The organism is Microvirga sp. CF3016, assembly GCF_036314085.1.
Taxonomy (GTDB): domain Bacteria; phylum Pseudomonadota; class Alphaproteobacteria; order Rhizobiales; family Beijerinckiaceae; genus Microvirga.
This window is the reverse complement of record NZ_JAYGGM010000002.1, coordinates 18,251-42,807: the sequence shown is the minus strand read 5'-3', so window position 1 is coordinate 42,807 and position 24,557 is coordinate 18,251. Positions and strand designations below refer to the sequence as shown.

Sequence of the window (24,557 nt, the reverse complement as noted above, 5' to 3'; positions counted from 1 at the left end):
AACCTGCTGCACAAGCCACGCTCCAAGGGGAGACACTTCATGGCCAAGCGCGCCGGAAGCGCCGACCTGCCGCTGCATTCCGGCCATGTGCCGAAATGGCTGGCCGATCGCATGACGCGCCTCGGCGGCGTGGTGACTGAGGCCATCGTGCACCATTACGGGCGCGACGAGCTGCTGCGCCGGCTGGCTCATCCCTTCTGGTTCCAGTCCTTCGGCGCCGTGATGGGAATGGACTGGCATTCCTCCGGCATCACCACCAGCGTCATCGGGGCGTTGAAGCGCGGACTAACGCCGCTGTCGAAGGAACTGGGGATCCATGTCTGCGGCGGGCGGGGAAAGAACTCGCGCCAGACTCCGCATGAGCTCGTCGCCATCGGCGAGCGCGTCGGCTTCGACGGCGCAGCACTGGCGAATGCCAGCCGGCTTGTGGCGAAGGTCGACAGCGCCGCGGTCCAGGACGGCTTCGATCTCTATCTGCACGGCTTCATCGTCACCGACGACGGCAAATGGGCCGTGGTCCAGCAGGGTATGAACGACACGTCCCGGCAGGCGCGTCGCTACCATTGGCTGTCCGAGGATCTGGAGAGCTTCGTCGACGAGCCGCACACGGCGATCGACGGCAAGGGGCAGGGCAGAATCGTCAATCTCACCGACCGCCGGGCCGCCGCCTCCCGGAAGGCGCAGATCGAGATCCTGGATTCGCTCGGACCCGATGGAATCGCGCGGAAATTCCTGGCGCTGGAAGAACGCGAGGCTGACACGGCGCCTGCCGCGAGCCCGCAGCCCCTGCTGCCGCATCTGGTGATGCCCGAGCATCATGACGTTCGCGCCAAGGACGTAGTGCTGCGCCGCCTGCACGGGAGCCTGGCCGCTGCCGCTGACCGTGGACCGGCGGATTTCCCCGATCTCCTGATGACCCCGGGCGTCGGTCCCCGGACCGTTCAGGCGCTGGCCATGGTGGCGGAGGTGGTGCACGGCACGCCCTGCCGCTTCAGCGACCCGGCCCGCTTCTCCTTCGCCCATGGCGGCAAGGACCGGCACCCGTATCCGGTTCCGGTGCGGGTCTACGACGAGACGATCCGGGTGCTGAAATCGGCCGTCCAGAAGGCAAAGCTCGGGCAGCAGGAGGAGCTTTTCGCCCTCAAGAGGCTCGACGATCAGGCTCGCCAGCTGGAACGCCATGCCGCTGGCCCCGATGTCGAGGAGCATATCCGGCGGGAGAGGGAGAAGTCGCATGCCTACGGCGGCCGCTCCATCTTCGGGGACGAGCCGCCGCCGGCATGATCCGCGGGCTACCACCCGGCAAAGAACGCAAAATCCCGGCGCATGGGTTTCCAGGACTGGACCTGCCTCGGCTCCTTCAAGAGTTCGGGCAGCCGCTCCCAATAGGCCTTGCGGTAATCCCGGCGCATCTGGATCTCGACGACGTCGTCGAGATCGGACCAAGTCTCGTAGATCATGAACCGGGTCGAATCCTCAGGATCCTGATGCAGGACAGCATTGATGAAGCTCGTCTCGTGACGCATGGCGTCGAGCACCGGCGTCAGGAGGTCGAGAAATTCCTCCTCGCAGCCGGGCTTGAGGGCGATCGTCACCACGAAGGTCACCGGATCGGTTCGGCGTCCCTCCACCACGGCCGATGTGAGCGTGTCATCGAGCTTCATCGTCATCTCCTTCGTATCTGACGACCAGAATGGCCGCCGGCTGAAACGAAGGAAATTACCCGGCAGGTAAAGGGATGCTGGAAGATCAGCGCTGCGCGGTCTGGAGCAGGCTCTTGTCGAGCATCACATGGACGCCCTTGTTGCCGTTGACCACCTGGGTGATGCGCAGGTCCGCCGCGAGGCTGCACAGGGCATAGGCCTCTGCTTTTGTGATGCCCGTGCGGGTCACGATCAGGTCGATCATGCTGCGCAACGCGATGACCACGCAATCGTCGAGATCCGGATCGAACGCCATGGTCATGACATGGGTCGGCGTCTCGGCCATGGGCCACGTGAGATGCATGTCCTCGCGCAGATGCAGCTCGAAGGTGCCGATGAGCCCCGTCTCGATCGCCGTGACGCAGACCTCGCCGTCGCCCTGGACCCCATGCCCGTCGCCGACGGAGAACAGGGCGCCGTCCGCATGGATCGGCAGATAGAGAATCGTGCCGGCAACGAGCTCCTTGTTGTCGAGATTGCCGCCGTTGCGCCGCGGCGGGAGGGTGCTGAGCGCCCCCCAGGCGGCCGGCGGCGCCACGGCCATGACGCCGAAGAAAGGTTTGAGCGGCAGTTCCAGACCCCAGGGCAGCCGGCCCGTCATCCGCTCGCGGTCGAGCGGGATGGTCATGAAGTGGATCTCGTCGAAATCGTCCGGCAGGGCGCCTTTCAGCGGTGCGGAAAAGGTGAAGCCCCAGTCGTAATGCAGCTCGATGTTCTTGATGCGGACTTCGAGAACCTGGCCGGATTTCGCGCCGCGCACCGCAACCGGCCCGGTGCAGATGTGGCCCGGCAGCTTCGGCTTAAGGGCTGCATGAATGTCCGTAAGCGCTTGCGGGATTTGAAAGGGTGCCTTCGGCATCGCCTCGGGACCGCCCGATACGGTCGAGATCGTGACCGTGTCGCCGGAATCGACCGTCAGCAGCGGCTCGAGATTGGCATCGAAATAGCCCCAGTGGATGGTCTCCGGGGACGCGTCAATCCGGTACTCGGCCACGGAACACCTCTGTCATCGCTGTCGAAGCAGGATGTCTCGCATTCCCATGCCGCAAGGACAACAAGCCATTGGGCTAATGATAAGGATCCGCCGCGTCCCTGAGCCCGTCGCCCATGAAGTTGAAGGCGAGCACCACGATCACCACCGGCACCATCGGGAAGAGCAGCCAGGGATGGAGCTGCACGGCCGCGAGGTTCTGCGCCTCGTTGAGCAGAACGCCCCAGCTCGTCACCGGCGGGCGCAGGCCCAGGCCCAAGAAGGAGAGGGCGGTCTCGCCGAGGATCATCGAGGGAATCGAGAGCGTCGCCGAGGCGATCAGGTGGCTCATGAAGTTCGGGATGAGATGGCGCGCGATGATGCGCTGCTTGGAGGCGCCCATCAGCTCCGCGGCCTTCACGAAATCCTCCTCGCGCAGGGAGAGCAGCTTCGAGCGCACCGCGCGGGCCAAGCCAGGCCAGTCGAGCAGGCCGAGGATGATCGTAATGCCGAAGAAGACCAGGATCGGGCTCCAGTTCGCCGGCAGCGCTGCCGAGAGCGCGAGCCACAGGGGCAGTTCCGGCAGCGAACGCAGGATCTCGATCATGCGCTGGATCACGTGATCGATCCAGCCGCCGAGATAGCCGGCGAGGCCACCGAAGAAAAGGCCGAGGGTGAACGACACGGCGATGCCGACGATGCCGATGGTGAGCGAGATCCGCGCGCCGTAGATGATCCGCGAGAGCAGGTCGCGACCGAGCCGGTCGGTGCCGAACAGGAACATCGTGCCGTCCTCCGGCGGACAGACGAGATGGAAGTCCATCTCCCAGAGGCCCCAGAACTGATAGGCATCGCCCCGGCAGAGGAAGCGGATGGGCTGCGGCTTCGAGGTGTCGGGCGTGTAGACGCGCCGGAAGCTCTCCAGGTCGAAATTGTAGGTATAGGGGTAGGTGAAGGGCCCGATGAAGCGGCCCTCATGCATCAGATGGATGCCCTGCGGCGGGGCATAAAGAAAATCGCCGTGGCGCTTGGTCTGGTTGTAGGGCGCGATCACCTCGACGAAGGGCACGATCGCATAGAAGAAGATAAGCACGAAGGCGGCCGCCACCGCCACCCTGTGGCGACGGAACTTCCACCACATCAGCTGCCAGGACGAGGCGCGATAGAAGCTCTCGTTCTCCGCCCCGACAGGCTCGGTCGCGCCCGGATCGAACGGCGCCGGATCGACGTAGTGGCGATTCGAAGTGAGAGCCGTGTTCATCGTCCGCCTCCCATCCGGATGCGCGGATCGAGCCAGGCCAGAAGAAGATCGGACACGAGCATGCCGACGACCGTGAGCAGGGCGACGAACATGAGGATGAAGCCCGCCAGGAACTGGTCCTGGCTCTTCAGGGCGCTCAGCAGGATCGGCCCGACGGTCGGCAGGCTCAGGACCAGCGAGACGAGCACCGATCCGGACACCAGATGCGGCAGGAGGTTGCCGATATCCGCGATGAACGGATTGAGCGACATGCGGAAGGGATATTTCAGCAGGGCCTTCGTGGGGCCGAGCCCCTTCGCCTTCGCGGTCACGTAATATTGCTTGCCGAGCTCGTCGAGCAGGTTCGCCCGCATGCGCCGGATCATGGCGGCCGTTCCGCCAAGCCCGATCACGACGGTCGGGACCAGGAGATGCGAGAGCAGGGAGCGCGTCTTGTCCCAGGTCCACGGCTCGCCTGCGTATTGCGCGTCGTAGAGCCCGCCGATGGAGACGCCGAACCAGCGGTTCATGTAGTAGAGCAGGATCAGCGCGAGCAGGAAGCTCGGTGTCGCAAGGCCGATATAGCCGATGAAGGTGGCGAGGTAATCGCCCACGGAATATTGCCGCGTGGCCGAATAGATTGCGATGGGGATCGATATCACATGGATGAAGATCACCACGGCGAGGTTGACGAGGAGCGTCAGCCACAGAGCGTCGCCGACCACGTCCACCACGGGCTTGTCATACTCGAAGGACCAGCCCCAATCGCCCTGCAGCAGGCCGGAGAAGCCGTTCGGCCCGGGCATGACGCCGATCCAGACCAGATATTGCTGCCAGGCGGGCTTGTCGAGCCCGTATTGCTTGATGAGGAATTCCGCTTTCGCGATCGAGGCGGATTCGCCCTGGGCCCTCAATTCGGCGATCTGGTTGGACAGGAAGTCGCCCGGCGGCAGCTTGATGATGAAGAAGATCAGGGCCGAAATGATCAGCAGAGTCACCGCCATGGTGACGATGCGACGCAACAGGAAGCGGATCATCGACGGGCCTCTTTGCCGGCGGCTTTGTTCCAGTGGATCTCGTCCAGGCGATAGATGCCGAGCATGGCCGTCGGCTCCCAGCTGTAGAGCGCCTTGGCGGGAAGTCCCTGCAGGCCGTTGCGGACGACGATGGGCTGCAGCGCGCCGGAGATCGTGCCGATGGACCATTGGTTCTCGGCATGATTGCGCAGCATCTCGGTCCAGACGTCCCGCTGCACGTCGCGGTTCCCGGTGTTCATCCAGGTCGTATAGAGATCGAGAAGGCGTTGCGCTTGCGGAATGTCGACCTGCTCGCCGTTCTTGCCCTTGGTCTCCACGTACTGGCCCCATTTGGGCCAGGTGTAGTTGTCCTGGCGCATGGGGGCGAGTTCGGTGGGCGGCATGATGGCGGTGGGGATCGCATTGTCGAGACCGGGGGCCGCGACCATCACCGTCAGCCCGGCATAGGAACGGTTGCGCAGGACGGTGCGGTCCTGCGGCTTCACGAAAAGCCGCACGCCGATCTCCCGCCAGAACTCGCCGATCAGGGTCAGGCCGTCGACCACGAGGCTGCTCTCGCCGTCGGTCTCGACGATGATCTCCAGTTCGCGCCCATCGGGCAGGAGGCGGATGCCGGCGCCGTTGCGTTTCGTCAGGCCGATCTCGTCGAGAAGGCGCGAGGCTTCGCCCGGGTCGTAACCGGCATTCGTCGTGCGCAGCGCGGCCGAGAAGAGCGGGCTCTCCGCCACGATGGTGTTGTTGCCCTCGGTGCCGAGCCCGAAGAGCAGGGCATTGTTGAGCGTCCTGCGGTCGATGCCCAGCGACAGGGCGCGGCGGAAGCGGATGTCCCGGTTGAGCTGGCGCCAGACGGGATCCACCGTGTTGAGGTTGGGATAGAGCGCCAGCTCCGTGCCGCGGGCATAGGGCCAGAGCAGGGTGGAATATCCCTTCGCCTTCTCGCCCTCCTTGAGGACGGGTATGTCGCTCATGGAGAGGCCGCGGAACAGAAGGTCGAGCTCACCCGCGTTGGCTTTGGCTGCGAAGAGACCGGGAGCCGACACGTCCATGATGAGCCGGTCCACATAGGGCAGCTGCTGCCCCTGGTTGTCGACGCGGTGGTAATAGGGATTGCGCTCGAAGATGAAGCGGTTGGCCGGAGCCGCGTTCATGACGCGCCAAGGCATGAGCGTGGGCAGGGCAGGATTGGTCTGCTCCTTCATGTCGTCCAGTCGGTTGTGCAGGGCGGCCCAGGATTTCAGCTTCTGTTGCTTGGCCTTCTCCTCGAGAGCGGTCTTGTCGGCGTATTTGGCGTGGAACTGCTTGAGATAGGCGGACGCGCGGTAGATCCCCGGATCGAGCGCTCCGGCCAGCTGCGGCAGGAAGCGCGGATTGGGCTTGTCCCAGGTGAAGCGCACCGTCCGTTCATCGAGGACTTCGAAGCGCGGGGGCTTTCCCTCCACCAGCATGAATTCCGGCGGGCCGGCCGGCGAGAGATCCGCGTTCTGAGCCACGTCCTCCCAATAATAGCGGAAATCCTCCGCCGTGAAGGGCGAACCGTCCGACCAGCGATGGCCGGCGCGCAGGGTGAAGGTGAAGACCCGATCGTCCTCGTTCTCGAACTTTTCCAGAAGGTCGGGCTGGAGCTGCAGGTTCCTGTCGTAGCCGACGAGCCGCGTATAGGTGAATGTGGAGATGTAGCGGATGTCGCGCGGGCGCGGCACCAGGGTGACCATGTCGCCGCCATACTGGCCCGCCGCACCCACCACGATGGGCGTTTTCGGAAGCCGCTCGGCCAGGGGCGGAAGCTTCTTGGTCTTCAGCTGTTCGGCAAAGAAGGGAGCATCCTTGACGTCCTGGGCTCCGGCGGGCAGCGCCAGCCATCCGAGGGCGGCGGCAAGGACGAGCGATCTGGTTTGGATGTTGAGCAGCATCACGCAGCCTCCCGGGCTGTCAGGTGCCCCATGCGAACCTTGTGTCCGGGTTCGATCTCTTTCATTTGGCCGAACTCGCCGGGCTTGATGCGGAAGGGCTCGGGCCATTCCGACGGCTGCGAGAAGCGGCCGGTTCGCAGTTTGGCGAAGTCCAGCGGGCGGTCGATGTCAGGATCCGGCACCGCGGCGAGGAGCGCCTGGGTATAGGGGTGAACCGGATTGCGGAAGAGAGAGGATTTCGGCGCCTCCTCGACGATGTAGCCCCGGCACATGACCGCGATGGTATCGGCGATGTAGTCCACGACCGCGAGGTTGTGGGACACGAAGAGGTAGGACAGCCCGAGGGCCGATTGCAGGTCCTTGAGCAGGTTGAGCACCTGCGCCTGCACCGACACGTCGAGGGCCGAGACCGGCTCGTCGCACAGCAGCACGCGCGGCTCGAGGGCGAGCGCCCGCGCGATGCCCAGGCGCTGGCGCTGACCGCCGGAGAAGGAATGCGGGTAGCGCCTGAGCGCGCGCTGATCGAGCCCTACCATGTCGAGGAGCTGCTTCACGCGGGCATAGCGCTCGTCCGAGGTGCCGATGTCGTGGATGCGCAAGGGCTCGGTCAGAAGCTCGTAGACCGTCATGCGCGGATTGAGCGACGAGAACGGATCCTGGAAGATGAACTGCACCGAACGGCGATAGGCGGTCAGCGCATCGCCTTCCAGCTTGTGCACGTCCTTCGGACCCGTGCCGTCGTCGAACAGCACCCGGCCCGAATTGGGCGTGAGCGCGCGCATGATCATCTTGGACACGGTGGTCTTGCCGCAGCCGGATTCGCCCACGAGCCCCAAGGTCTTGCCGGCGGGGAGCGTCAGGTCGACCTCGCTGACGGCGCGGATGTCCTGGCTCTTGCCCGAGAACCAGCCCGACCGGAGCGTGAAGCATTTGGTGAGCCGCTCGGCCTTCAGGATGGGGCCCTTGGGCTGGATGCGCTTTGGCGCGTCGGTCGATGCGAGGGACGCGCTCGTCACCTCGCGGATGGGCGTGAGGCGCTCGTTCTCTGCCATGGCGAAGCGCGGGACGGCGCGCATGAGCGCCTGGAGATAGGCATGCTGCGCGTTGCGGAAGATGTTCTCCCGCGCACCAGCCTCCATGATCCGCCCGCGATACATCACCACCACCTCGTCGGCCACATTGGCCACGACACCGAGATCGTGCGTGATGAGGAGCACCGACATGCCGGTCTCGATCTGGAGTTCCTTGATGAGATCGAGGATCTGCGCCTGGGTGGTCACGTCGAGCGCCGTCGTGGGCTCGTCGGCGATCAGGAGGGCCGGGCGCGTGATGAGCGCCATGGCGATCATGGCACGCTGCCGCAATCCGCCGGAGAGCTCGAACGGATAGGTCGTCAGGGCCCGCTTCGGATCGGGAAAGCCGACCCGGGCCAGCACGTCCATGGTCCGCTGGTTCGCCTTCGCCTGATCCACGTCCGAGTGGATCATCAGCGCCTCGGAGATCTGGTCGCCGATGGTGTGGAGCGGCGACAGGGATGTCATCGGCTCCTGGAAGATCATGGCGATGCGCCCGCCGCGCAGGGCATGCATGGCATCGCTCTCGGGCGGGAGCGCCGCGATGTCGACCGCCCCGCCATTCGCGGGATCGTTGAAGACGATGGAGCCGCTGGTGATCCTGGCCTTCTTCGACAGGATCTGGAGAATGGCCTGCGCCGTCACCGATTTGCCGGATCCGGACTCGCCGACGAGCGCCACCGTCTTCCCCTTGGGAACGTCGAACGTCAGGCCATCGACCGCCCGGAAGTTACCGGCGTCGGTGTTGAAGTCGACTGTCAGCTGGCAAACCGACAGGAGTGGCGCTTCCATATGCTCCTCCAGGGATTATGAGCATAACGCATCAGATCCCATTAGATCTCAAATGTGATCTTGTTTCCAAGGCGAAACACGCATCGGGACACAGGAAACGTATGCCTCTGGCGGCGAGGTGGGCGATAAGCCTTTCGCATAACGACCAGATGACGTCGTCATGAACGAGGTGATGGGTCAGGAACCCGATCGGCTCGTCGCGATCCGCAAGTCCCGCCACGCGCCGCTCGATCGCGCTGGCGAGACCGGCAGCGATCAGGGCCGGTTCGGCCAGGCTTCGCGTGCCGTGCCAATCGATCGGGTCCACATGGGTGTTGATCTGGACGAGGCCTGGGACAGGATGAGCAGCCTGCCGGTCCGTGAAGGTGGATAGCCCCCGAAAGCCCAAGCTCGGCAGGGATGGGACGAAATCGCAGGAGATTCGATTCCAGGGTGGCACGAAGACCGGCAGGAGCTTCGATCCGAGGCGCTCTCGCGCGACCTGCAGGGTCTGTTCCGCTTCCGATCCCATGACGTCCAAGGCACGATGGGTCCCGAACTCCGCCTTTTTCTCGCCCGCCGGTGCATGATTGGCATGGCTCCAGCCGTGGACGAGGGCGAAGACCTTGTCCTCGTCGGCCAGTCTCACGGCGAGCGAGAGCTCGATGGTCTTCGGAACGACGGCAAGGCCGAGACCGGCATCGTAGCGGCGGGCGAGGCCGAGGAGCCGGTCGAGCTGGGGCGTATCGGCCACCGCATCGTCGTCTCGCCACCAGAAGCGGACAGGACAGCCCTGATCCACGGCCCGGTCCAGGGCCCGGTCCAGGGGCGACCAGTCGACGGCCCGGTGAAGGGCGGGCCTGGAAAGCGCCAGACCTTCCGCTAAGGCAACACTCCTCCGGGCTCCGTCGACGGAGATGGCCGGAGGCGGGGAGGGTGTACGGGCGAGCCCGCGCCGGATCGCCCGGACCAAATTCTGCCGCGAGAGGTCCGCCTCGGGTACGATCTCGGCAAGGCCGAGCGCTGCCAGGCGTTCGGCGCGCAGGCGTTGCTCCGTCTCGCCGCCTTCCTCGAAGGGCACGAGAACTGATGTCACGCCGCAGCGCAGGAGATCGACTGTGGTGTTGTAGCCGGCTTGGCTCACGGAGAGTTCGGCACCGGCGAGCAGGGCCCGGAAATCGGCCCGCGCTCGCTCGACGACAGCATGAGCCGGAGCGCTTTGCTGAAGAGCGTGGAAGTCGTTTTCGGCGACGCCTCTTCCGACAAGGATGCGCCAGGGCCGATCGGTGATGTCGCGCGCCGCCGCAATGGCCGTGCGGTAGAGCGGCAGGCTCGCGGCACTCGATCCGCCGGACACGACGATCCCGTGTCGACGGATCTCCGGCACAGCACCCTCGTTCTCGTCCACGTAGCCGGTATAGCGGATGAGAGGCCTGATCCTCTCATCCACGGGCCATGAGGCTTCCAAGGAAGCCAGCTCCGGATCGCCATGAACGAGAACGGCGTCGTAGTGCCGAAGCACGCGCTCATGGGCTTCGGCGATCCGCGACGCCTTCGAGGAGGGGACCAGGATATCCCGGATCGAGCACAGGACCAGCGGACGCGGGCTCGCGCGATGGGCGGCCTCGAGCAGGGCGGAGAACTCATCCGCCAGGACGCGTCGACCGAAGGGAAAAAGCTCGGTGATGAGGATGTCGGGCCTGACGGATTCCAACGTGTCGAGCAGAAGGGTTCGGCGTCGTTCGAGATATTCTGCATCGATGGGCTCGAAGTCGTCACCGAGCAGCGTCTTGAAATCCGTCCCCAAGGTTCGCACGGGGGGCAGCTGAATGAAGGATACGGCCTCCAGATCGGTCAGGCGGGCAGGGCTTCCGCCCGACACGAGTGTCGTCCCGTGCCCTTGTCGCGCAAAGGCCCGCGCCAGGGCGGCAGCCCTGGTGAGGTGACCCGCTCCCAACAGATGCGTGACGGCGATCAGAACCCGCAAACCCATTCTCCTGCTCTAATCCCTGAGCAGTTCGAGCGCATTGCGCAAGCGCAATGAAGCATGATCGAGATCGCGTTCCTGTCTGACGAAACGGGACGCATGGGCGCCGAAGGCCCGCAGCCGGTCCTGGTTCTGCAGGAGATCGCCCAGCGCATCTGCGAACGCGACCACATCGCCGGGAGGCGTCAGCATGCCGGTCTCGCCGTGTTGCACGACGCTGGCAACGCCCCCATAGGCACCCGCAACGACTGCGCAGCCGAGAGCCTGCGCCTCCAGCAGCACCATGCCGTAGGCCTCGTTGACGGCAGGCCAGACGAGGAGATCGGCCGCCTCATAGAATGCCGTCAGATCGGCCTTGCTCTCGACCTGTCCATGGAAACGCACGCGTGGCGCCAGGGCGGAAAAGAGCCCCTCGACCTCGTCCCGTGCCTCGCCGTCACCGACCACGTCGAGGGTCCAAGGCAGGGACTGGAGCCGTTCGAGGGCGGCCGCCAGAATGCGATAGGAGGCGAGCTTGTCGCCCGCCCGCATCATCGCCACCGTGAGAAGGCGCGGTGCGGCTTTCGGCAGAGGACGAGAACCCGATGCGGGCCATTCCTGCAGGTCCAGAAACGGCGGCAGGTCGATCAGGCCCTGATGCGTTGGCCTGGCGCTTTCCAGAGACTCCCGGTCGTGGGCCGTCATGACGAAGACGGCGTCGGCCCGGTCGAGGGCTGCCTCCGCTCCCTCATGCCCGAGAGCCCACAATCCTTGCGCGCGCTTGGCCGCCCTTGAGCCTTCCGCAACCGCATAGGGAATGCCGAGTGCATCGGCGACGCGCGGGCCGATCCAGTCCGGCGCCTTGTAATAGACGTGATAGGTGAACCACAGGCAGGGGCGCATCTCGTCAGGCAGCGCCCTGCATCGTGTGATGAGGAGGTCGGCCTCTTGCAGCGCCTGCTGTCGAAGGCTCTCCTGAAGCTGCCGGTCGCCTGCCTTGTCGAAGGTTCTCAGTTCGCTGGCGAGGAAGGGAGCATAGCCTGCCCGGTCGAGGGCCTTCATCAGCAGGCGCGCCATGGTGCGGTCGCCCGAGGGAAGAGGGTGGCTCGGGCTCTTCAAGGGGGCGTAGAACGCAACGGGCCTTGAGATGGTCACACGCGCTCCGGTTCTCTCTTCGGGCTCTGCGTCGCGGCCCGCAGGCGGGCTTCGAGCACATCGATGCCGCCTTCCATGGAAAAGTCCCGCCGCAGGCGCGAGAAGGCTGCATCTCCTAGAATTTTGCGCCGCGCCGGATCGCGGGCGAGGAGATTGAGCGCGTTGGACAAAGCCTCCCAATCCCCCGGCGGCACGAGCTGTCCCTCGACGTCGTTGCGGATGAATTCGGGAATGCCCGCAAAGTCCGTCGCTAAGATGGCGAGCCCCTGGCTTGCCGCCTCCATGATGACGTTCGGCAGCCCATCACGGTCGCCTGATCTGGCTTCCTTCGAGGGAAGGACGAAAACATCCGCCTCGCGCAGGAGCGCGATGATGTCGGGCTGCGCCTTGGAGCCGAGAAAGACCACCTTGTCGGCGATGCCGGCGTCCTGCGCCTGCTGCTTGAGACTGTTGAGCAGTTCTCCGCCTCCCACATGGGCGAAGCGCCATTGGAGGTCCTGGGGCAGGGCGGCGAGGGCCCGGATCAGATCGCCATAACCCTTCTTCGCCACCGCGCGTCCGACGGACACGATGCGCACCGGATCGAGCGGGTTCGAGCCGTCCCTAGCCGGGCGGCTTTCGGGAGGAGACGGAAAGCGCGAGAGATCGAGCCCGTGATAGACGAGCGCCATCTTTTCCTGCTGCGACAGCGATTGGAGATGGCCGGCGCCCTGGGCCGTGCAGGTCACGCCCCAGAGGGCTTCCGCCATCTTCTCGCGCTTTTCCCAATCGGGTGTCGTCCAGATGTCCTTGGCATGGGCCGAGAAGGTCCAGGTGCGGCCCGTGAGCAGCGCCGCGTACCGCACGACGGAAGCGGGCGTGTGCAGGTAGTGCACGTGCAGGTGCCGCACGTCCTCCGGCAATTCCCTGGCCATCGCGAGGGCCTGGCCGAGGCGGCGCACCCGATTGGCGGTGACGTCGCGCTTCAGGTCGCGCCAGAAGGCCCGGACCGTGGCGCCGAAACCTTTCTGGCTCAGACTCCAGACCGCGCCGCGCAGCACGCGCAGGGGCTCCTCGTAGAGATATTCCGGCAGATACGTGACCGGTGCCTTGATCGCCTTGTGCATCGGATGCACGGCCCGTTCCGTCGGGTGCCGGAGAGACCAGATCTCGAGGTCCAGGCCGCGCTGTTCCAGGGCCAGGATCTCCTGGGCGATGAATGTTTCGGAGAGGCGTGGATAGCCTTTCACGACGACGGCAATCCGCCGGGCTGTCAGTGAGGGAAGCATGGATACGGTTACTCGGCTGCCTGATGATACGGGGCGGCGAACGGCGCCTGAGGCTCCTTGAGTGCCCTGAGACGCTCCTGCACCCGGTCGAGGCCGTCGAGAAGACCGGGAACCGTCACGTCCGACGGGCGCGGCTGCGACGAGAGAGAACGCAGGGCCGCAGCCATGCGCTCGGGCGTGCGCGGCTCCTTGTAGTCGCTGAGCATGCTCACCAGCCCGAGCCGCTCGCCCTCGACGGCGCGGATATACTGTTCGAGCCGCGGCCGGGTGCGCGGAACGATCAGCGTGCGCTTGTCGAAGGACAGGGCCTCGCAGAAGGTGTTGTAGCCGCCCATGGCCACGATGGCGTCCGCCTTCTTCATGAGCCATTCGATCTTGTTGTCGAAGGACATCACGTCGATTTTCGGTTGCTTGGCGATGCGCTCCACGAAGGAGCGGCGCTTGTCCCGGTCGATGAAGGGGCCGAAGAGGATCAGCGCCGGCTGGTCGAGCTCCGCGTCGCTCTCATAGGCCGAGATCACCCAGTCGATCAGGTCGTCGCCGTCGCCCCCGCCGCCTGTGGTCACGAGAATGAACGGCTGCTTCGTGATCTTGGGATATTTGGTCAGGGACGGGGTCGGCGGCACGTCCCGGCGCAAGTAACCGGTATAGGTGATGCGCTCTTCCACCGGCGCGGGCAGGTCCAAGGCCTTGAGGGGCTGATAGACATCCTTGAGGCCGTAGACCCAGATCTCGTCGTAATAGTGGATCAGGGCTTCCTTGGCGCCCTTGCGCTCCCACTCGGGCACCAGAAGGGCCGGTTCGTCCATCACGTCGCGGATGCCGAGCACGAGGCGGCAACCGGCCGCCTTGAGGTAGTCGAGCGCCGGCACGACCTCGCCGCGGAAGCCGGTCGGCTCCTTGTCGACGATGAACACATCCGGCCTGAAGGCCTTGGCGGCCTGAAGGATGAGGGCCTGGCGCAGGCCGACCGCCTCATCCAGTTCCACATTGAGGTTGAGGCTGCGGTAATCCCCGTCCGGCAGCTTCGTGACCCCTGGGATGCGGATGTAGTCGACGCCGCTGTCGAACTCGAAATTGCCGATGACCGGCGATCCCGAGATGATGACGACCGAGGTGTCCGGTCGGTCTTGGACGATGGCGTTGGCGATCGCCCGCGACCGGCGCAGATGCCCGAGGCCGAACGTGTCATGGCTGTAGATAAGGACTCGCGTTCCGCGGCCGCTCTCGGGCCGAACCGGGGAAGGACCTGCGTCCTGATCGAAGTCCATCACCAGGTCTGCCATGCGGCTGCCCCTACGGTCAGTCGGGCGGACCAATTGACGGTCCATCCGCCTTCTCTACCTTCTAGAGCATCGGACCCAAAGGCGAATCTGCGCTTTCGGGGTCGATTCCGATGCTCCTTCCTACAAGTAGCGCATCGCTGGGCGGAAAACCGGATCCACTTTTCGCGGACGCGGCCCTTCGGGTCCGCACGATGCGCTAAGGTCCCTGTCGATCAAATAAGGCGACGCCCGCGATCGGAAAGAGGTTCATCCAGGCGTATAGAAGTGGTAACCGTTGGGCAATGGAAAAGAGCCTCTTTAGGTATATTTGGACACATTCAAAGCGCGACCAGCTGATCGTCTGCGCCGTAGTGCTCGCTTCCCTGCCGTTCTACTTCATGTCCCTGGACCTGCCTCGCCAGATCGTGAACCAGGCCATTCAGGGCGAGGCTTTCAGGGACGGCAACCCCACGGCCCCCTTCCTCCATCTCAGCTTTGGATGGCCGCAATGGCTCGGGGGCGGCACCGTGGAGATCTTCGAGGGCTTCCAGGTGGGCCGGCTCGGCCTGCTCTTCGGCCTCTCCTGCCTGTTCCTGTTCTTCGTCATCGTCAACGGGGCGTTCAAGTACTGGATCAACGTCGCCAAGGGCGTGCTGGGGGAGCGGATGCTCCGGCGCATGCGCTTCGACCTGTTCTCCATGGTGCTCCGGTTCACCCCGGACGCCTTACGCAACGTCAAATCCTCCGAGACCGCAACGATCATCAAGGACGAAGTCGAACCCATCGGCGGCTTCATCGGGGATGCCTTCATCACCCCGATCTTCCTCGGCATGCAGGCGATCACGGCGCTTGCCTTCATCATGATTCAGAACGTGTGGCTCGGCCTGATCGCGCTCGCGGTGATCGCCATTCAGTTCACGATCATTCCACGGCTGCGGCGCGAACTCCTGCGCCTGGGAAAGCAGCGTCAGCTGGCCTCGCGCCAGCTGGCCGGGCGCATCGCCGAGGTCCAGGACGGCATCGAGGTCGTTCACGTTCACAACGCCTATAACTGGGAACGGGCCGAGATCGGACACCGGCTGTTCAATCTCTTCACCATCCGGCTCAAGATCTACAACCGGAAATTCTTCGTCAAATCGCTCAACAACTTCCTGGCGCAGCTGACGCCGTTCTTCTTCTACGCCATCGGCGGCTATTTCGCCCTGCGCGGCACCCTCGACATCGGTCAGCTCGTCGCCGTCATCGGCGCCTACCGCGAATTGCCTCCGCCGTTGAAGGAGCTGATCGACTGGGACCAGCAGCGCCTCGACGTTCAGGTGAAGTACGATCAGGTCACCCAGCATTTCGCCGAGGAGCGGCTGGCCCCGCTGCTCGAATCCCGCGAGGAAGCGGAGGCCGATCGGCCGCTGGTCGGTCCGCTTGTGGCCGAGGATATCCGCGTTGCCGGCCCCCATGGCGACATGATCATCGAAGGAGGTGCCTTCACCCTCGAGCTGCCCGCAAGAGTGGCGCTGGTATCCAATGGCGGCGCCGCGGCCAGCTCGTTGGCGCGCATCGTCGCCCGGCGCACGTCGGAGTTCAACGGCCGGATCCGCATCAGCGAACGCGACCTGACGCAGCTTCCCATTTCCGTGGTTGGACGCCGGATCGCCTATGCGGGCGTCGATCCCATTCTCTTCCCCGGCAGCATCCGTGACAACCTGATCTACGGCCTGCGCACGAAGCCCCTGGCCCGGTCGGAGGAGGAGAAGAAGGAGATGGAGCGCCGGATTGCGGAAGCCTCCAAGACGGGCAATCCGGTCGAGAGCATCGGCGATCGGTGGGTGGATTACGAGCGCATCGGCGCACGGGACGAAAGCGATCTCGATCGCATTCTCCTCGACCTCCTGGACCGGATCGGCATGGGCGACACGATCTATCTCTTCGGCCTGGCCGGCAGGATCGATCCGGAGCGCCACCTGGCTCTGGCCGAGCGTGTGGTCGAAGCCCGGCGGCGCCTGCGCGAGACGTTCCAGTCGAACGGCATGGCCGATCTGGTGGAGCCCTTCGATCCGGGGCGCTACAACAGCCAGGCCACCATTGCCGAGAATCTCCTCTTCGGCGTGCCGATCTCGGACGAGTTCAAGGGGCGCAATCTGGCCGAGAACAGCCAGTTCCGCAGCGCCATCGACCGGGCCGGGCTGACCGACGACCTCGTCCGCATGGGCCTGCAGATCGCCGAGACCATGACCGAAATCTTCGAGGGGCTGCCCCCGGGCCATTCCCTGTTCGAGCAGTTTTCCTTCATCGGCGCCGAGGAGCTGCCGGAATTCGGGGCCATCCTGCGCCGGCATGCCCGGGGCGAAGGCAATCTGAAGCGGGAGGACCGGACGCGGCTTCTGGCCCTGCCGCTCGCCTATATCGAAGCCCGGCACCGCCTCGGACTTCTCGACGACACGCTGACGGCCCGGATCGTGGAAGCTCGCGGCCTCGTCCGGGAGGTCCTCGCGAAGTCCATCTCCGAGGGGGTGGAGTTCTACGATCCCGAGCGCTACTGCGCCGCGGCACCCATGAGGGACAACCTCCTGTTCGGGCGCGTGAGCTACCAGGTCGCCAATGCCCGCATCCGGGTGGCCGAGGCCATCGCCACGGTCGTTCGGGAGCTCGACCTGGTGGAAGACATCGAGCGGATCGGTCTCGACTATCAGGTCGGCACGGCGGGCAGGCTTCTGTCGCCGCAGGAGCGCGCGAGCGTCAGTCTCGTGCGCTGCCTCGTGAAGCGTCCGGATATCCTCGTGATCGACGGGGCGCTCGCCCCGTTCGAGGAAGCGCGCAGCCAGCAATTGCTGAAGCTGCTGCTGGAGCTTCTCGACCAACAAAGCCTGTTCATGGTCCTTCCGAATGATCGACAGGCAGGCGCTTTCGATGTTCAGTTGCGCTTCCGCGACGGACAAATCATCACAGAAGAAGCGGCCGCTCGGGCTCTCAGGTCTGCCAGACCCGAGCCGGACGACGCCCAGAGAGTAACAGGAGAGGTGGCATGACCCTTGAGACAGAGGTTCAGTCCTTGCGGCAGGTGCCGATGTTTCGAGATGTGGATCCGGCCCGCCTGAAGCTTCTCGCCTTCACGAGCGAGCGGGTGCAGTTCTCCGGCGGGCAGCGCTTCTTCTCGCAAGGGGACCCGTCCGACGCCGCCTATGTGATCCTCGACGGTCGGGCTAGCGTGCTCCTCAACACCCCCGGTGGGGATATTCAAGTGGCCGAACTCGGGAGCAACGCTCTCGTCGGCGAGATGGGCATCCTGTCGGATACGCCCCGCTCCGCCACGATCATGGCCGCCGAGCCGACCACGGCCCTGCGAATCGATAAGCGGGTCTTCCTCGAGCTTCTGGCCCAGTTCCCGCAGATGTCCCTGGCCATCATGCGGGAGCTGGCAAAGCGCCTCGAGCGGACGAATGCACAGCTCGTCGCACAGTCCTCATCCTGAATTTCCCGGCAAACCCTGAGATTTTTTCGGGGAAAATGCCGGTACGGTTAGCAAAATCCTACTTCGTATGGCCAAGCTGACCGATTCTCGTCACAACTACCCGTCAACCCTGGTCTCAGAACGACACAAGGGAAGGCCCAGCCATCAGGCCGGGCTGTTGCGGGATAAGTGATGATGAGTAACGCGAGAACGCTGCTGTGCGCAGTTCCGCAGCCTGTTGCGGATGTGCGCAAGTCCGGACGTCGCCGCCGTTTCCTTCATGTCACCTTGGCCGTCGGCCTGATTGCGGGCCTTCAGGGTCTCGCTGCGGGGCCGGCGGCCGTTGCCACTCTCCCGAGCGCTCTTCTGGCGAGGCCGGTCGCCGCCTCGGCGTTGCAGCCGCTCACCACCGGCTCGGTCGTCACGGCGTCGATGGACTTCACCCCGAAGCTGATGAAGGATCCGAGCCTGTTCAAGGCCATTCTCGACGGCGCATTCTCCTTCAAGAAGCCCCGGGCCGTGAAGCCGGCGCCCCATGAGGAGCCCGACGTGGCTGCGGGCGACCCGGACGAGCTGATCCCGTTCAACGGGCGCACCGTGCCGCGCTGGCTGGTCCATTCCATCCTCAAGGCCGCCCATGCGACCGGGGTGGACCCGGTCTACATGATGACCCTGGCCGACGTGGAATCGAGCCTCTCGCCCGAGGCCAAGGCGCCGACCTCGTCCGCCCAGGGGCTGTTCCAGTTCATCGACAGCACCTGGATCGAGACCGTCTACGCCCATGCGGCCGATTACGGATTCGGTGCGGCGGCGGAAGCGATCAGCTACGTCAACGGCGAGCTGGAGGTGAGCCCGAAGGATCGGGAATGGATCATGAGCCTGCGCACGGATCCGTACTTCTCGGCGCTCATGGCCGGCGAGCTGATCAAGGACGTGGAGCGCGCCCTTCAGGCCGAGGGCGAGCGGGAGCTGGCCGAGGCCGAGCTCTACCTGGCCCATTTCCTCGGCGCCTCCAGCGCCGTCCGGTTCCTCGAGGTTCTCGACCAGGACCCGAACATGAAGGCCTCCAAGCTGTTCCCGAAGGCGGCCAAGGCCAATGCCGGGCTGTTCATGGAAGGCAAGGGACGCAAGCGCCGCCCGGTCAGCGTGGCGGAGCTCTACAACAAGATCGACTCGAAGATCGTCCGCCGCCTCGACCGCTACGAGGGCATCGGCCCCTACCTCGCCGAGATCTCCCGTCCGTCCGAGCGGACCGCCGAAGTTTCGGCCGAGGCGTCGCCGCTCGTGCAGTAGAAGCGGGACTGTGGAACTGCCGTATCGGCGTTCGGCACCTCCGTCTTCGACGGGCAGGGATATGCGCCTCTGCTCAGTTGCCGGGCCTTCCGGTCGTCAGGCTGCCTCGTCAAAGCGCTTTTGCGCGTCGAGGACCTCACTGATGTGAGTCTCGGCCCAGATCCGAAGAGCGTCCACGGTGGATGCGAGGGTCTGGCCGAGGGGCGTGATGCTGTACTCGACCGTGACCGGCACGGTCGCGAAAGCCCTACGGCTGATCAGGCCATCTCGCTCGAGACCCTTGAGGGTCTGCGAGAGCATCTTCTGTGACAGGCCTTCGATCTGACGCCGCAACTGATTGAACCGCATCGGTCCGTCCGCCAACAATCCCAAGATCAGCACCGTCCATTTATCGGCAACCCGGTCGAGCACGAGGCGCGTCGGACAGGTCGCGGCATAGATGTTGGGACAGTTCATGCCGGTATCTCCCGAGTAACTTGGTGAGTTCGAGGTGCCTTCTTTACACCAACGGGCATTTATTTCACCTAGTAACTTATCGAAACCTTGTTGGAGATCCATCATGAAAGTCGCGCTCATCGGGGCAACGGGTAACGCCGGCTCGCGCATCCTCGCCGAACTCTCCCGTCGTGGGCATGAGGTCACGGCCATCGTACGTAACCCCGAAAAGGTGCCGGTCCAGCCGAACGTCACCGCCACGAAGGGTGATGTGAGCGATCAGGGCCGCCTGTCCGAGCTCCTGGCTGGACACGACGTTGCCGTGAGCGCCGTCCATTTTACGCAGAGCGATCCCCAGAAGCTAATCGAAGCTGCTCGCGACTCGGGGGTGAAGCGGTATCTCGTGGTGGGTGGAGCCGGCAGCCTTGAGGTCGCGCCGGGCGTCAGACTGGTTGATACGCCGGATTTCCCGAGCGCCTACAAGGCCGAGGCGACGGCGGGCGCCATCTTCCTCGACCTTCTACGCCAGGAGAGAGACCTTGAGTGGACGTTCATCTCGCCTTCGGCGATGTTCGTCCCCGGAGAGCGCACCGGGCGCTTCCGTCTGGGTAAGGACCAGCTCCTCACCAACGAGCAGGGGAGCAGCATCTCCTTCGAGGATTATGCCATCGCGCTCGTCGACGAGGTGGAGAAGCCCGCCCATTCCCGCCAGCGTTTCACGGTCGGCTACTGACTGGCTTCGAGATGCGGAAGGGGCATCGCCCCTTCCCATTATCCGACCGCGCTGATGGCGGACGATGCCGAGGCCGGCAGCGAGCGGGTGTGGACGAAGTCGCCCTCGGCCAGATAGGTCAGCTCCTCCGGCGTCGAGGGGCGCCCGAGAACCGGATTCCGGTGCGGGAAGCGGCCGAAACGGGTGATGATGTCGAGATTGGCCCGGGCCTGGCTGAGGGAGAACTGCCAGACCGGCTTGAGATGCTCCGGAGCCTCCTCGAGAACCTGCTCCGAGACGGCCACGATGCGCTTCATCCGTTCCAGATGGTCAGGACCTTCCGCATGGGCGAGCGGAAGGAAGTAGAAGAACTTCTCGTAAGGGCTTGTCAGGGCATCGTAATGCCAGTTCCCGAACCCTTCCTCGGCGATCCTCACCGTGTCCGGGTCGGACGAATAGGCGTCCGGCGTCCCCGCGAACAGACCGCGCGGGAACTGATCGAGAACGATGATCAGGGACAGCCGCCCGAGCGGCGTGTCACGCCAATGATCGAGCTCACCGGCCTTGGCCGCGTGGACCAGCGGCTCGAACTGGTGCAGCTCCGCATTGGCCCCGCCGCGCATCCACCAGGTGAGCATCTGCCAGTGCGTTGCGATCGGGGCTTCCGACAGGTCGACCGGAAACCAGAAGTCGTAGACCCTGCGCCAATCCCTTTGAGATGACATCGGCCTCTCCTTGAAGAATGCTCGATGATATCCCGGGCGGAAACCCCGTGCTGTGCTTGGAAACACCTGAAGTCCGGCCGGACCTGACGTTCGGCAGAGACTTCAGAAGGCCTTGAATGTGATGATGGTGTGCGTGTCGGCGATCTCGGGGATGACCTGCACGTTCTCGGCGATGAAATGGCCGATATCGACCCCGTCATCCACGTGGAACTTGGCGAGGATGTCGTAATTGCCCGCCGTCGAGTAGATCTCGGACGCGATCTCCCGGTCGGCAAGGGCGTTGGCGACGGCATAGGTCTTGCCGAGCTTGCATTTGATCTCGACGAAGAAGGTCTGCATGGGGGCTCCGAAGGCGTCGTCTGGAAGTCTGTCGTCAGGGAGATATGGCACGGGACCGCGCCGGTGAGAACCTCCCGGTTCAACCGAATACGGCGTCATGGCCGTCCCCCGGACTTGATCCGGGGATCAGTCCCGGCCATCCCGATCGGAAGAGCACCGCGCTTTTCGGATCGGGATCACCGGCACAAGGCCGGTGATGGCGTGGAGGGTATGGTTGAATGCATCCCTTGCCGGCCTGCGGCCGCCGGGATGACACGGGAAGAGAAACTCAGGACCGCCCGACGCTCACATAGGTGAAGCCGTGGCGGCGCATTTCCTCCGGGCGATAGACGTTGCGCAGGTCCACCACCACCGGGGCGGCCAGGGTGGCCTTCAGGCGCGAGAGATCGAGGGCGCGGAACGTGTCCCACTCGGTCACGAGCACCAGGGCATCGGCCCCGCGGGCGCAGTCGTAGGGGTCTCTCGCATAAGCCACGTCCGTCAGGACGGACCTGGCTGCCTCCATGCCCTCCGGATCGTAGGCCTTGACCTGCGCGCCCGCATCCTGGAGCGCCGTGATCACGTCGATCGAGGGGGCGTCGCGCATGTCGTCCGTGTTGGGCTTGAAGGTCAGGCCGAGCACCGCCACCGTCTTGCCGCGTACCGAGCCGCCGCAGGCGGCGATCACCTTGCGGCCCATGGCGCGTTTGCGCTGGCTGTTGACCGCCGCCACCGTCTCGACGATCCGGATCGGCGCCTCGTAATCCTGCGCGGTCTTGATCAGGGCCAGCGTATCCTTCGGGAAGCAGGAGCCGCCATAGCCCGGGCCGGCATGGAGGAATTTCGCGCCGATGCGGTTGTCGAGCCCGATGCCGCGGGCCACATCCTGCACGTTGGCGCCCACCTGCTCGCACAGGTCGGCGATCTCGTTGATGAACGTGATCTTGGTGGCCAGGAACGCGTTGGCCGCATATTTCGTCAGCTCGGCCGTCCGCCGGGACATGGTGAGCAGGGGCGATTGGTTGAGGTAGAGCGGCCGGTAGAGCTCGTTCATCACGCCCTCGGCGCGCTCGTCCTCGGTGCCCACGACGATCCGGTCCGGACGCTTGAAATCCGCGATGGCCGCGCCTTCGCGCAGGAATTCCGGATTCGACACCACGGCGAAATCCGCGTCGGGCCGGGTCTCGCGGATGATGCGCTCCACCTCGTCGCCGGTGCCCACGGGCACGGTCGATTTGGTCACGACCACCGTGTAGCCGTCCATGGCGGCGGCGATGTCGCGAGCCGCCTGGTAGACGTAGGACAGGTCGGCATGGCCGTCGCCGCGGCGGGACGGGGTGCCCACGGCAATGAACACCGCTTCGGCATTCCGGACCGCCTGAGACAAGTCCGTCGTGAAGGTCAGGCGATCCTCGCGCACGTTCTTGGCCACGAGATCGTCGAGGCCCGGCTCGAAGATGGGGATCTCGCCCCGGTTGAGAGCCTCGATCTTGCCCGGATCCTTGTCGACGCAGCAGACCTCGTGTCCGAAATCCGCAAAGCAGGCGCCGGAGACCAGGCCCACATAGCCCGCTCCGATCATCGCGACACGCATCGAGAACTCCCTGTTTGTCCGAACCTTGGGTTTAGAGTGGCAAAGGCCGCGCAGCAACCCGTTGGGTCAGACGATTTCGGGGCACTTTTTCCGGCTTTTGCAACAATGCCCCCTTTGACTTCTGGGATAAGTGCCTCCACAACACCGCCGCTTTTCAAACGGGGCATTGATGGACAATCCATTTCTTGTCGAGGTCACCCGCGGAAACCTGGTCGAGTCGCGCCACAGGGGCAGCGTCTCGGTGGTCGATTCCGAGGGGGCCACGGTTCTGTCGATCGGCGACGTCGACCGGCGCGTTTTTCCGCGCTCCGCCGTGAAGGCGCTCCAGGCCATGCCGTTGGTCGAGAGCGGGATTGCGGACAAATACGGCCTGACCGACGAGGAGATCGCGCTCGCCTGCGCGTCCCATTCGGGCGAACCGGAGCATGCGGCGACCGCCAAGGCCATGCTGGCCAAGGCCGGGCAGGATGCGGGCTGTCTCGAATGCGGCGTGCACTGGCCCATGGGCGAGGCCGCCAACCGGGCCCTGGCTGCGTCCGGCGGCAGCCCGAGCGCGCTCCACAACAATTGCTCCGGCAAGCATGCGGGCTTCATCTGCCTCGCCTGCGGCCAGGGCAAGAATCCGAAAGGCTATGTGCTGGCGGATCATCCGGTGCAGCGCAGCGTGCGGGAGGCCCTGGAGGAGATCACCGGAGCCTGCCATACGGTCGAGAAGAGCGGCATCGACGGCTGCTCCATCCCGACCTATGCGATCCCGCTGCCATCGCTTGCCTTCGGCTTCGCCCGGTTCGGCACCGGGACCGGCCTGCCGGGCGACGGGAAGGCCGCAGCCGCCTGGATCCGCAGGGCGGTGGCGCGCCATCCCTTCATGGTCGCCGGCACCGGCCGTTTCGACACCAGGCTCATGGAGCTGCTCGGCGAGCGCGCCTTCGTGAAGGTGGGAGCCGAGGGCGTCTATTGCGCGTGCCTGCCCGATCTCGGCTACGGCATCGCCCTGAAGGTCGAGGACGGTCATGCCCGTGCGGCCGAGGCCATGATGGCCGGTCTCGTCCTGCGTTTCCTCAATCTGGACACCGCAGAGCGCCGTGCCGTCGAAGCGCTGGCCCAGCCGGTGCTCAAGAACTGGAACGGGATCGAGGTCGGCCAGATCCGGGTCTCGCCGGAGATCAGGGGCGGCGCCTAGATCCCCAAGAAGCGCGGACGATCGCCCGGATGAGGGCGGGTCATCCAGCCGCGATCGCTTCGATCTCGACGAGCCACGTCGGATCGAGGGTCTGCACCACGACGGCCGTCGTCGGGATGCGCCGGTCGCCGAGAGCAGCGATGCGCGCGTCCTGGTTGGCCTGCACATAGGACGGGTCGCGCAGGTAGCTCGTGAGGCGGACGATGTTGTCCGTCGTCATTCCGGCCTCTGCCAGGATGCGCCGAAGGTTCAACCAGATCAGGCGCAGTTGCTCGTCCAGGCTGTCGGGCGCGACGCCGGACGCATCGAGCCCCATCGTGCCGCTGATGAACAGCAGCCGCTGGGCGCCCGCAACCTCCAGCGCGTGAACATAGTCGTCGGTCGCCGGATAGATGCCGTCCTTCGGGTTTCTGACCGTGAGTTCCATGCGTGCGGACCCTTCTACCTGCTGTCACGGCACAGCTTATTGGCCGTGCGCGGATTCGGCCAGGGCG

General features: G+C 64.9%; 21 protein-coding genes. 6 read left to right on the top strand and 15 right to left on the bottom strand.

What is annotated here, in order from left to right:
- The first annotated feature begins 39 nt into the window (after positions 1-39).
- Positions 40-1,284 carry a DUF763 domain-containing protein gene (locus VB672_RS02570; protein ID WP_329782606.1) on the top strand — a complete coding sequence of 415 codons (1,245 nt, stop codon included), beginning with the start codon at positions 40-42 and terminating at the stop codon, positions 1,282-1,284.
- 8 nt (positions 1,285-1,292) lie between these two features.
- Here VB672_RS02570 and VB672_RS02565 read toward each other — a convergent pair whose 3' ends face one another.
- The 10 genes from VB672_RS02565 to VB672_RS02520 form a co-directional block, all read right to left on the bottom strand.
- Positions 1,293-1,664, bottom strand: a complete 372-nt coding sequence (locus VB672_RS02565) for a putative quinol monooxygenase (RefSeq protein ID WP_329782605.1) — start codon at positions 1,662-1,664, stop codon at positions 1,293-1,295.
- Between the two features lie 85 nt (positions 1,665-1,749).
- The gene (locus VB672_RS02560) at positions 1,750-2,697 is read right to left on the bottom strand and encodes an acetamidase/formamidase family protein (protein ID WP_329782604.1); all 948 of its coding nucleotides are present in this window, start codon (positions 2,695-2,697) and stop codon (positions 1,750-1,752) included.
- A 73-nt stretch (positions 2,698-2,770) separates the two neighbouring features.
- A complete protein-coding gene (locus VB672_RS02555) occupies positions 2,771-3,934 on the bottom strand; it encodes an ABC transporter permease (protein WP_329782603.1) in 1,164 nt (387 codons plus the stop codon).
- Positions 3,931-4,950 carry an ABC transporter permease gene (locus tag VB672_RS02550; protein WP_329782602.1) on the bottom strand — a complete coding sequence of 340 codons (1,020 nt, stop codon included), beginning with the start codon at positions 4,948-4,950 and terminating at the stop codon, positions 3,931-3,933. The genes VB672_RS02555 and VB672_RS02550 overlap by 4 nt, the downstream gene beginning before the upstream one ends.
- Positions 4,947-6,860, bottom strand: coding sequence for an ABC transporter substrate-binding protein (locus VB672_RS02545; protein WP_329782601.1), 1,914 nt, complete (start codon positions 6,858-6,860; stop codon positions 4,947-4,949). Before VB672_RS02545 ends, VB672_RS02550 begins: the two co-directional genes overlap by 4 nt.
- Positions 6,860-8,725 (bottom strand): ABC transporter ATP-binding protein, encoded by a 1,866-nt coding sequence (locus VB672_RS02540; RefSeq protein WP_329782600.1) that lies wholly within the window; start codon positions 8,723-8,725, stop codon positions 6,860-6,862. Before VB672_RS02540 ends, VB672_RS02545 begins: the two co-directional genes overlap by 1 nt.
- A 31-nt stretch (positions 8,726-8,756) precedes the next feature.
- On the bottom strand, positions 8,757-10,697 hold the full coding sequence (locus VB672_RS02535; protein WP_329782599.1) for a glycosyltransferase: 1,941 nt from the start codon (positions 10,695-10,697) through the stop codon (positions 8,757-8,759).
- 9 nt (positions 10,698-10,706) lie between these two features.
- On the bottom strand, positions 10,707-11,825 hold the full coding sequence (locus VB672_RS02530) for a glycosyltransferase family 4 protein (RefSeq protein ID WP_329782598.1): 1,119 nt from the start codon (positions 11,823-11,825) through the stop codon (positions 10,707-10,709).
- Positions 11,822-13,093, bottom strand: coding sequence for a glycosyltransferase family 4 protein (locus VB672_RS02525; protein WP_329782597.1), 1,272 nt, complete (start codon positions 13,091-13,093; stop codon positions 11,822-11,824). Before VB672_RS02525 ends, VB672_RS02530 begins: the two co-directional genes overlap by 4 nt.
- Before the next feature lie 8 nt (positions 13,094-13,101).
- Positions 13,102-14,379: a glycosyltransferase family protein gene (locus tag VB672_RS02520; RefSeq protein WP_329782596.1), complete on the bottom strand. Its 1,278-nt coding sequence runs from the start codon at positions 14,377-14,379 to the stop codon at positions 13,102-13,104.
- 281 nt (positions 14,380-14,660) lie between these two features.
- Between VB672_RS02520 and VB672_RS02515 the strand changes: the two genes are divergently transcribed.
- The 3 genes from VB672_RS02515 to VB672_RS02505 all read left to right on the top strand — a co-directional run bounded on the left by VB672_RS02515 (position 14,661) and on the right by VB672_RS02505 (position 19,096).
- Positions 14,661-17,381 (top strand): ABC transporter ATP-binding protein/permease, encoded by a 2,721-nt coding sequence (locus tag VB672_RS02515; RefSeq protein ID WP_329782595.1) that lies wholly within the window; start codon positions 14,661-14,663, stop codon positions 17,379-17,381.
- Positions 17,378-17,824, top strand: coding sequence for a Crp/Fnr family transcriptional regulator (locus VB672_RS02510; RefSeq protein ID WP_114947152.1), 447 nt, complete (start codon positions 17,378-17,380; stop codon positions 17,822-17,824). Before VB672_RS02515 ends, VB672_RS02510 begins: the two co-directional genes overlap by 4 nt.
- 174 nt (positions 17,825-17,998) lie before the next feature.
- The gene (locus tag VB672_RS02505; RefSeq protein WP_329782594.1) at positions 17,999-19,096 is read left to right on the top strand and encodes a transglycosylase SLT domain-containing protein; all 1,098 of its coding nucleotides are present in this window, start codon (positions 17,999-18,001) and stop codon (positions 19,094-19,096) included.
- Between the two features lie 96 nt (positions 19,097-19,192).
- Here VB672_RS02505 and VB672_RS02500 read toward each other — a convergent pair whose 3' ends face one another.
- On the bottom strand, positions 19,193-19,552 hold the full coding sequence (locus tag VB672_RS02500) for a winged helix-turn-helix transcriptional regulator (RefSeq protein WP_329782593.1): 360 nt from the start codon (positions 19,550-19,552) through the stop codon (positions 19,193-19,195).
- Between the two features lie 103 nt (positions 19,553-19,655).
- On the opposite strand from VB672_RS02500, the gene VB672_RS02495 reads away from it, so the two are divergent.
- Positions 19,656-20,264, top strand: coding sequence for an NAD(P)-dependent oxidoreductase (locus tag VB672_RS02495; protein ID WP_329782592.1), 609 nt, complete (start codon positions 19,656-19,658; stop codon positions 20,262-20,264).
- Positions 20,265-20,302: 38 nt separating this feature from the next.
- On the opposite strand, the gene VB672_RS02490 is transcribed toward VB672_RS02495, so the two are convergent.
- From VB672_RS02490 to VB672_RS02480, 3 genes are all read right to left on the bottom strand, one after another.
- Positions 20,303-20,968, bottom strand: a complete 666-nt coding sequence (locus tag VB672_RS02490; RefSeq protein ID WP_329782591.1) for a DUF924 family protein — start codon at positions 20,966-20,968, stop codon at positions 20,303-20,305.
- A 102-nt stretch (positions 20,969-21,070) separates the two neighbouring features.
- Positions 21,071-21,307 (bottom strand): Lrp/AsnC ligand binding domain-containing protein, encoded by a 237-nt coding sequence (locus VB672_RS02485; protein ID WP_009494007.1) that lies wholly within the window; start codon positions 21,305-21,307, stop codon positions 21,071-21,073.
- A 268-nt stretch (positions 21,308-21,575) separates the two neighbouring features.
- Positions 21,576-22,880 (bottom strand): UDP-glucose dehydrogenase family protein, encoded by a 1,305-nt coding sequence (locus VB672_RS02480; protein ID WP_329782590.1) that lies wholly within the window; start codon positions 22,878-22,880, stop codon positions 21,576-21,578.
- 169 nt (positions 22,881-23,049) lie between these two features.
- Between VB672_RS02480 and VB672_RS02475 the strand changes: the two genes are divergently transcribed.
- Positions 23,050-24,063 (top strand): asparaginase, encoded by a 1,014-nt coding sequence (locus VB672_RS02475; RefSeq protein WP_329782589.1) that lies wholly within the window; start codon positions 23,050-23,052, stop codon positions 24,061-24,063.
- A 40-nt stretch (positions 24,064-24,103) separates the two neighbouring features.
- Here VB672_RS02475 and VB672_RS02470 read toward each other — a convergent pair whose 3' ends face one another.
- Positions 24,104-24,490, bottom strand: coding sequence for a RidA family protein (locus VB672_RS02470; protein ID WP_329782588.1), 387 nt, complete (start codon positions 24,488-24,490; stop codon positions 24,104-24,106).
- Between the last annotated feature and the right edge of the window lie 67 nt (positions 24,491-24,557).

What these genes read in the sequence shown, in the direction of transcription:
- VB672_RS02570 (WP_329782606.1), top strand. Translation starts at nt 40, where the DNA reads ATGGCCAAGCGCGCCGGAAGCGCCGACCTGCCGCTGCATTCCGGCCAT.
- VB672_RS02565 (WP_329782605.1), bottom strand. Translation starts at nt 1,664, where the DNA reads ATGAAGCTCGATGACACGCTCACATCGGCCGTGGTGGAGGGACGCCGA.
- VB672_RS02555 (WP_329782603.1), bottom strand. Translation starts at nt 3,934, where the DNA reads ATGAACACGGCTCTCACTTCGAATCGCCACTACGTCGATCCGGCGCCG.
- VB672_RS02550 (WP_329782602.1), bottom strand. Translation starts at nt 4,950, where the DNA reads ATGATCCGCTTCCTGTTGCGTCGCATCGTCACCATGGCGGTGACTCTG.
- VB672_RS02545 (WP_329782601.1), bottom strand. Translation starts at nt 6,860, where the DNA reads ATGCTGCTCAACATCCAAACCAGATCGCTCGTCCTTGCCGCCGCCCTC.
- VB672_RS02540 (WP_329782600.1), bottom strand. Translation starts at nt 8,725, where the DNA reads ATGGAAGCGCCACTCCTGTCGGTTTGCCAGCTGACAGTCGACTTCAAC.
- VB672_RS02535 (WP_329782599.1), bottom strand. Translation starts at nt 10,697, where the DNA reads ATGGGTTTGCGGGTTCTGATCGCCGTCACGCATCTGTTGGGAGCGGGT.
- VB672_RS02525 (WP_329782597.1), bottom strand. Translation starts at nt 13,093, where the DNA reads ATGCTTCCCTCACTGACAGCCCGGCGGATTGCCGTCGTCGTGAAAGGC.
- VB672_RS02520 (WP_329782596.1), bottom strand. Translation starts at nt 14,379, where the DNA reads ATGGCAGACCTGGTGATGGACTTCGATCAGGACGCAGGTCCTTCCCCG.
- VB672_RS02515 (WP_329782595.1), top strand. Translation starts at nt 14,661, where the DNA reads ATGGAAAAGAGCCTCTTTAGGTATATTTGGACACATTCAAAGCGCGAC.
- VB672_RS02510 (WP_114947152.1), top strand. Translation starts at nt 17,378, where the DNA reads ATGACCCTTGAGACAGAGGTTCAGTCCTTGCGGCAGGTGCCGATGTTT.
- VB672_RS02505 (WP_329782594.1), top strand. Translation starts at nt 17,999, where the DNA reads ATGAGTAACGCGAGAACGCTGCTGTGCGCAGTTCCGCAGCCTGTTGCG.
- VB672_RS02500 (WP_329782593.1), bottom strand. Translation starts at nt 19,552, where the DNA reads ATGAACTGTCCCAACATCTATGCCGCGACCTGTCCGACGCGCCTCGTG.
- VB672_RS02495 (WP_329782592.1), top strand. Translation starts at nt 19,656, where the DNA reads ATGAAAGTCGCGCTCATCGGGGCAACGGGTAACGCCGGCTCGCGCATC.
- VB672_RS02490 (WP_329782591.1), bottom strand. Translation starts at nt 20,968, where the DNA reads ATGTCATCTCAAAGGGATTGGCGCAGGGTCTACGACTTCTGGTTTCCG.
- VB672_RS02485 (WP_009494007.1), bottom strand. Translation starts at nt 21,307, where the DNA reads ATGCAGACCTTCTTCGTCGAGATCAAATGCAAGCTCGGCAAGACCTAT.
- VB672_RS02480 (WP_329782590.1), bottom strand. Translation starts at nt 22,880, where the DNA reads ATGCGTGTCGCGATGATCGGAGCGGGCTATGTGGGCCTGGTCTCCGGC.
- VB672_RS02475 (WP_329782589.1), top strand. Translation starts at nt 23,050, where the DNA reads ATGGACAATCCATTTCTTGTCGAGGTCACCCGCGGAAACCTGGTCGAG.
- VB672_RS02470 (WP_329782588.1), bottom strand. Translation starts at nt 24,490, where the DNA reads ATGGAACTCACGGTCAGAAACCCGAAGGACGGCATCTATCCGGCGACC.